The 6,552-nt window shown below is 71.4% G+C and carries 6 protein-coding genes; 4 read left to right on the top strand and 2 right to left on the bottom strand.

Features of this window, described 5'->3' with window-relative positions; genetic code table 11:
• The first annotated feature begins 520 nt into the window (after nt 1–520).
• Nucleotides 521–1,363 (top strand): transposase family protein, encoded by an 843-nt coding sequence (locus tag ACWGIC_RS26015; RefSeq protein ID WP_452078536.1) that lies wholly within the window; start codon nt 521–523, stop codon nt 1,361–1,363.
• A gap of 249 nt (nt 1,364–1,612) precedes the next feature.
• Here ACWGIC_RS26015 and ACWGIC_RS26010 read toward each other — a convergent pair whose 3' ends face one another.
• Nucleotides 1,613–2,071: a GatB/YqeY domain-containing protein gene (locus ACWGIC_RS26010; RefSeq protein WP_452078530.1), complete on the bottom strand. Its 459-nt coding sequence runs from the start codon at nt 2,069–2,071 to the stop codon at nt 1,613–1,615.
• A gap of 125 nt (nt 2,072–2,196) precedes the next feature.
• On the opposite strand from ACWGIC_RS26010, the gene fmt reads away from it, so the two are divergent.
• Genes fmt through ACWGIC_RS25995 form a run of 3 tightly spaced genes read left to right on the top strand, consistent with a single transcriptional unit; the run spans nt 2,197 to nt 5,047 of the window.
• Nucleotides 2,197–3,123, top strand: coding sequence for a methionyl-tRNA formyltransferase (gene fmt, locus ACWGIC_RS26005; RefSeq protein WP_452078529.1), 927 nt, complete (start codon nt 2,197–2,199; stop codon nt 3,121–3,123).
• Nucleotides 3,120–4,544 carry an RsmB/NOP family class I SAM-dependent RNA methyltransferase gene (locus ACWGIC_RS26000; RefSeq protein ID WP_452078528.1) on the top strand — a complete coding sequence of 475 codons (1,425 nt, stop codon included), beginning with the start codon at nt 3,120–3,122 and terminating at the stop codon, nt 4,542–4,544. The genes fmt and ACWGIC_RS26000 overlap by 4 nt, the downstream gene beginning before the upstream one ends.
• The gene (locus tag ACWGIC_RS25995; RefSeq protein ID WP_452078527.1) at nt 4,541–5,047 is read left to right on the top strand and encodes a flavoprotein; all 507 of its coding nucleotides are present in this window, start codon (nt 4,541–4,543) and stop codon (nt 5,045–5,047) included. Before ACWGIC_RS26000 ends, ACWGIC_RS25995 begins: the two co-directional genes overlap by 4 nt.
• A 64-nt stretch (nt 5,048–5,111) precedes the next feature.
• On the opposite strand, the gene phoA is transcribed toward ACWGIC_RS25995, so the two are convergent.
• The gene (gene phoA / locus ACWGIC_RS25990) at nt 5,112–6,515 is read right to left on the bottom strand and encodes an alkaline phosphatase (RefSeq protein ID WP_452078526.1); all 1,404 of its coding nucleotides are present in this window, start codon (nt 6,513–6,515) and stop codon (nt 5,112–5,114) included.
• Nucleotides 6,516–6,552 lie beyond the last annotated feature (37 nt).

The following is a 6,552-nucleotide window of genomic DNA, read 5'->3' as shown; positions in this document are numbered from 1 at the left end:
GCTTTTTGTCAGCCCGGCGGGGGGGTGCTTTTCAAGGCGGGAAAGATGCCTTGACAAGCACCCGCCGTCCGCGTTTTTGGCTTCGTATCGGGGTGCGGGGGAGTGTGGGTGCGTTGGTGGGTTTGTGTGCGCAGGCTGCGGTTGGGGTGGTGGGGCGCGGGGCTTGGGTGGTTGGTGGGGTTGTGCGCGCGGGTGCGGCTGGGCAGGTGGGACGCAGGGCTTAGGTGCGCTGGCGGGTTTGTGTGGGCGGGCTGTGGTTGAGGGGGTGGTGTGGGTGCCTTGGTGGGGTTGGGAGCGCGGGTTGCGGTGAGGAGGTGGGGCGCGGGGCTTGGGTGCCTTGATGAGTTGGGTTCGCGGGTGGCGGGTGGGTGAGGGGTGGGTGAGGGGTGGGGGCTAGCGCCCCAATGAGGTTTTCTCAGTAGGGCTGGGCGGTGTGCGTGTCGCCGGGAGATGGGGCGTGGGGCCGCTGGTAGGACTGGATTTGCTGAAGATCGAGTCCGGGAAAACCCAGGGGCCCCACGTGATTGCCTATGGTGCCACGCTTGACGTGGCGCGCGAGCTTGCCCTGTTCGTCGCGCGCGTCCTGCGCGCCGAGCGCCGCCGCCGCGGCACCCGCCGGCACCGGCGGGCGCTGTCGCCGTATCGCCAGGCGGTGCTGGTGCTGGCCTGGTTCCGCGACGCCGTCCCGGTGCACCGGCTGGCCGCCGACCACCGCGTCGGCGTCGCCACCGCCTACCGGTACCTGCACGAGGCGATCACCGCGCTCGCCGCCCAGGCCCCGGACCTGCACCAGGTCCTGGAGCAGCGCCGCGCCGCCGGGGACACGCACGTGGTCCTCGACGGCGCCCTGATCGGCTGCGACCGGGTCGCGGCGACCACGACCAAAACCAAAGGCCGCAACCGCGGCGCCACCGTGCATCTGTGGTACTCGGGCAAACACCGCCGTTTCGGCGGCAACGTCCAGTTCCTCGCCAGCCCGGACGGCTACCCGCTCTGGGTCTCCCCGGTCACGCCGGGCTCGCGCAACGACCTCACCGCCGCGCGTGACCACGGCATCACCGGCGCTCTCACCGCAGCCGCGGCCCAGGGCCTGAAAACCCTGGCCGACAAGGCCTACCACGCCGCCGGCACCGGCATCCTCACCCCGGTCAAAAAGGCCGCCGGCCGACCGCCCCTGACCCTCGACGAGCAGACCGTCAACCTGCTCCACACCCGCCTGCGCTGCCTCGGCGAACGCGCCGCCGCAATACTGAAAACCCGCTGGGCAGCCCTCCGCCACGTCACCCTCTGCCCAAAACGCATCGGCCACATCACCCAAGCAGCCCTCGTCCTCACCCACCACGAACACCACGGACGCTACTGAGAAAACCTCAATGTGGCATTGGGTGCATCTGACGCACCGAACGCCACATTGGGTGCATCTGACGCACCCAATGCCACATTGGGTGCGGTCGTGCGGTGAGGGGGGAGGGCCGCGAAGGGTTCCGTGAGGGGAACCAAGTCCGGTGGCTTCCCGCGGGGACTGCCGAGGGCGTGAGGGGAACCCTGAAGGAATCAGGGGGCGTGAAGGTGGCCCTCACGGACCTCGGTGGTGGGAGCAGAGACCGGGCGGTCAGCTGGCGGAGAGCTGGCGTTTCACCTCGGCGGCGACGCGGGAGCCTTCGGCGCGTCCGGCGATCTTCGGCTGTACTGCCTTCATCACCGCGCCCATGCCAGCCATCCCGGAGGCACCGGTTTCGGTCACTGCTTCGGTGACCAGCGTGCGCAGTTCGTCGTCCGACAGCTGGGCGGGCAGGTAGGCGGTGAGGACCTCCGCCTCGGCGCGTTCGCGTTCCGCCGAGTCCGCGCGGCCTGCCTTTTCGAAGGCTTCGGCGGCGTCGCGGCGCTTCTTCACCTCGCGGGTGATGATTTTCTGTACCTCGTCGTCGGAGAGTTCGCGGGCCGTGTCGCCAGCGGTTTCTTCGTAGCCGATCGCCGAGAGGGTCAGCCGCAGCGTGGCCGAGCGCAGTTGGTCGCGGGCCTTGATCGCGGTTGTCAGGTCGTCGTGCAGGGTCGCCTTCAGCGTGGTCATATACCCGATCCTGGCGCCCGCCGCGGCTGGCCGCCCGCGCCGCGCCGCCGGGGAGGGGGTCTTCTAGACTTCCTTCCGATGTCCGACCAGCCTGAAATCCCCTTTTCCCTTCCGGAGGTGCGGTGATGCGTCTCGTTTTCGCCGGCACCCCGGAGCCTGCCGTGCCGTCGCTGCGCGCGCTGATCGAATCCGGGCGGCACGAGGTCGTCGCGGTCGTCACGCGGCCGGACGCCCAGGCCGGGCGCGGCCGCAAGGTGCTGCGGTCCCCGGTCGGGACCCTCGCCGACGAGCACGGCATCGAGGTGCTGACGCCCGCGCGTGCCGGCGACCCGGCGTTTCTCGCCCGGTTGCGCGAGCTGGCTCCGGACGTCTGCCCGGTCGTCGCGTACGGGGCGTTGCTGCCGCAGTCCGCGCTCGACATCCCCAAGCACGGCTGGGTGAACCTGCACTTCTCGCTGCTGCCCGCGTGGCGCGGCGCGGCCCCGGTCCAAGCGGCGATCCGGGCCGGGGACGAGATGACCGGCGCGTCCACCTTCCGGATCGTGAAGGAACTCGACGCGGGGCCGGTGTTCGGCGTGGTGACCGAGACGATCGGCCCGGCCGACACGTCCGGGGCGCTGCTCGGCAGGCTCGCCGAGTCCGGGGCGCACCTGCTGGTGTCCACCGTGGACGGCATCGAGGACGGCACGCTGCGCGCGGTCGAGCAGCCGGGCGAGGGCATGAGCTACGCGCCGAAGGTCACCGTCGAGGACGCGCGGATCTCGTTCGCCGACCCGGCCTCGGCGGTCGACCGGCACATCCGTTCGGTGACGCCGGATCCCGGCGCGTGGGCGGAGTTCCGCGGCGAGCGGTTCAAGCTGGGGCCGGTCACCGTGCTCGACGAACCCGGGCCGCGGCCGGGCGAGCTGGTGGTCGAGCGCAAGCGCGTGCTCGTGGGCACGGCGACGAAACCGGTGCGGCTGGGCGAGGTCCAGGCGGCCGGAAAGAAACGGATGGCGGCCACCGACTGGGCGCGCGGCACGAGGATCGACGAAGGAGAGCGCCTCCAGTGAACGAGCGTGGAGAACGACGGCCGTCACGGCCGCAGCGGGGCCGTCCGGCTCCGCGCAAACAGGGGCCGCGGCGTCCGCCGGAGATCGACCCGGCCCGTCAGGTGGCCTTCGACGTGCTGCGCGCCGTGCGCGAGAAGGACGCGTACGCCAACCTCGTCCTGCCTCAGCTGCTGCGGGAACGCCGGGTCAGCGGTCGCGACGCCGCGCTGGCCACCGAGCTGACGTACGGCTCGGCCCGCGCGCAGGGCCTGCTCGACGCGGTGATCGCCGCGTGCGCCGACCGGCCGATCGAGAAAACCGACCCGGTGGTGCTCGACGCGCTGCGCCTCGGCGTCTACCAGCTGCTGCGCACCCGGATCCCGGAGCACGCCGCAGTCGGGTCCACTGTGGACCTCGTGCGCGCCGAAGCCGGTTCGTGGGCAACGGGATTCACGAACGCCATCCTGCGCGCGGTGTCCGCGAAGGACGAAGCGCAGTGGCTGGACGAGCTGACGCCGGACGAGGCCACCGACCCCATCGGCGCGTACGCGCTCCGCACCGCGCACCCGCGCTGGGTCGCCCGGTCGTTCGCGGAAGCGCTGGGGGACAAGGGCGCTGAGCTGAAGGCCGCCCTCGAAGCCGACGACGCCCGCCCCGAGGTGCACCTGGTCGCCCGGCCCGGCGAGATCAGCGCCGACGAACTGGCCGCGATCACCGGCGGCGACACCGCGCCGTATTCGCCTTACGGCGTGCACCTGCCCGCCGGAGCGGGCGACCCGGCCGACGCGGAACCGGTGCGCGAACGCCTCGCCGCGGTGCAGGACGAAGGCAGCCAGCTGTGCGCCATCGCGGTCGCCAAGGCTCCGCTGGAAGGCTCCGACGAGCGCTGGCTGGACCTGTGCGCGGGACCCGGCGGCAAAGCGGCGTTGCTGGGTGCGCTGGCCAAGATCAGCGGCGCGCGCGTGGACGCGGTCGAGAAGGCCCCGCACCGCGCACGGCTGATCGAAAACGCCACCGAGGGCCTGCCGGTCACCGTGCACGTCGCCGACGGCCGCGAATCCGGCCTCGAACCGGGCTACGACCGGATCCTGGTCGACGCCCCGTGCAGCGGCCTGGGCGCCCTGCGCCGCCGCCCCGAAGCGCGGTGGCGACGCAAGCCGTCGGACGTCGCGGACCTCACCAAGCTGCAGGGCGAATTGCTGATGGCGGCGCTGGACCTGGTGCGTCCGGGCGGCATCGTCACGTACGTGGTGTGCTCGCCGCACCTGGCCGAAACCGAAGGCGTGGTAGGCGAAACCGCCCGCCGCACCAAGTCCGAGGTGCTGGACGCCCGCGAGCTCTTCCCCGGCGTGCCGCAACTCGGCAACGGCCCGTACGTCCAGCTGTGGCCCCATCGACACGGTACCGACGCGATGTTCTGCGCGGTGCTGCGCAAACCGTGACAGACCTGGGTTTGGTCGCCAGCTCGTGCGGCGGGCTGGACACCCGGTTCACCGACGAGCTGGCGAAACCAGCGGTCGCCCGCGGCTGGCGGCTCGCCATCACCCTCACCCCGACCGCGTGGGGCTGGCTGAAAGCGACCGGCGGCCTGGGCGAACTCGAAGCCACGACGGACCTTCCGGTGCGCAGCGCGTCCCGGCTGCCCGGCGAACCACGCCCGCACCCGGACCCGAAGGTGTTCCTCTTCGCGCCCGCTTCGGCTAATTCGGTGGCGAAGCTGGCGCTGGGAATCGCCGACAACCAGGCACTCACCTTGCTCGGCGATGTCCTCGGCACACCGGGGATCACCATCGTCGTGGCGTACCAGACCCAGCCGACCCGGGCGCATCACCCGGCCTGGCAGCGGCATCTGGACACCCTGACCGAAGCAGGCGTCCGGCTGCACCGGCTCGACCCGCGCCGCCCGTGGTCGGAAGCTCTCGACCTGCTGCCCTCGCCCGCGTGAAAAGCCGTGAGGGGAACCCTGAGGGAATCAGATTCCCTCAGGGCTCCCCTCACGGACTTGAGGCTCAGCGCAGGCGAAGAGCGCGCTTCACGGTGCCGAACAGGTCGGTCTGGTTGGTCAGCCCGACGACGTTCGCCGCCTGCGGCCCGTAAGCCGCGATCCGGACCTGCGTCCCGGTGTGCTCCATCGAGGAACCGGGCAGCGCGGTGCCGTAGTTGAGGGTCATGTTCGCACCCTCGTTGGTGATCAGCGTGGCGGTCTGACCAGGCGTCTTCGCGTCATTGGACACGATCTGGCTGGTGTGCCCGTGGTCCGCGGTCACCACGACGAGCGTGTCAGTGTGGCTGCGCGCGTAGGCAAGCCCAGCGGCGACGGCAGCGTCGAAGTCGATCGTCTCGCCGATCTGCCCGCACGGGTCGGCCGCGTGGTCCTGCTTGTCGATCGACGCGCCCTCCACCTGGAGGAAGAAGCCCTTGTTGCTCCGCCGGTCTTCCAGCAGCTGCAACGCCTTCTGCGTCTGCGCCACGAGCTTCGGCTGCGTCTTCGGCAGCGCCGGGTTCGGGGTGCAGCGGGTCGGCGCGGTGCCGCCCTGCACGGCCTTCGGGCCGGTCCAGTTCACCGGCATGTTGCCCGGCGCGAACAGGCCGAGCAGCGGCTTGCCGGGACGGGCCTTGGCCAGGTCGTCCGCGGTGTTCACCACGGTGTACCCGGCGGCCTTGGCCTGCTCCAGGACCGGCTTGTCCTTGAACTGCCCGGCGGTGGCCTTCTGGTCGAAGTACTTCGCGCCGCCGCCGAGGAGCACGTCCGGGCGGGTCTGCACGAGCTGCTCCGAGATCGAGCCCGCGCCGCCGTTCTCCTTGGCGTTCTGCGCGCACTTCTTCGAGGTCTCCTGCGGACCCTTGCAGTCGCGGTCGACGACGTGCGCGCCGAGCACGGCCGGGGTCGCGTCCTGGACCTCGGCGGTGGTCACGTCGCCGGTGCGCAGGCCGCTGCGCTTGGCGAGTTCGAGCAGCGTCGGGACCGGGTTGCCGTAGGCGTCCACGGAAATCGCGCCGTTGTACGTCTTCGTGCCAGTCGCCCAGCCGGTGCCGGACGCCGCGGAGTCGGTGACGTAGTCCGGCTTCGCCGGGTTGCCCTTCTCGACCGCGTACGTGGTGTAGTCGCCGGTCAGCGGGAACTCGTCCATCGCGAGCCGTCCCGCCGCGCCGCGCTCGTAGTTGCGCGCGGAGGTGATCTCGGACTGGCCCATGCCGTCGCCGATGAACAGGATGACGTTGCGCGCGTGTCCGCCCTGGATCGCCTGGCGGATCTCCTGCGTGCGGTCGCCCGCGCCGGCCGAAGCGGCGCGCGCGGCCTGGTCGTCCTGGTTGCCCTGCCCGGCGATCGCGACCGGGGCGGCGGCGACCATCGCGACGCCGAGCGCGCCCGCGGCCAGCCACTTGCGGCGGCCTGCCAAGACCGTTCTCATGGTTCTCCTCGAAATGCTTCCCGTCCGGAATTTCCGG

The organism is Amycolatopsis sp. NPDC054798 (assembly GCF_053611505.1).
Note: the sequence above shows the minus strand (reverse complement) of the source record. Positions and strands in the feature narration are given on the sequence as shown.

What these genes read in the sequence shown, in the direction of transcription:
- fmt (WP_452078529.1), top strand. Translation starts at nt 2,197, where the DNA reads ATGCGTCTCGTTTTCGCCGGCACCCCGGAGCCTGCCGTGCCGTCGCTG.
- phoA (WP_452078526.1), bottom strand. Translation starts at nt 6,515, where the DNA reads ATGAGAACGGTCTTGGCAGGCCGCCGCAAGTGGCTGGCCGCGGGCGCG.
- ACWGIC_RS26010 (WP_452078530.1), bottom strand. Translation starts at nt 2,071, where the DNA reads ATGACCACGCTGAAGGCGACCCTGCACGACGACCTGACAACCGCGATC.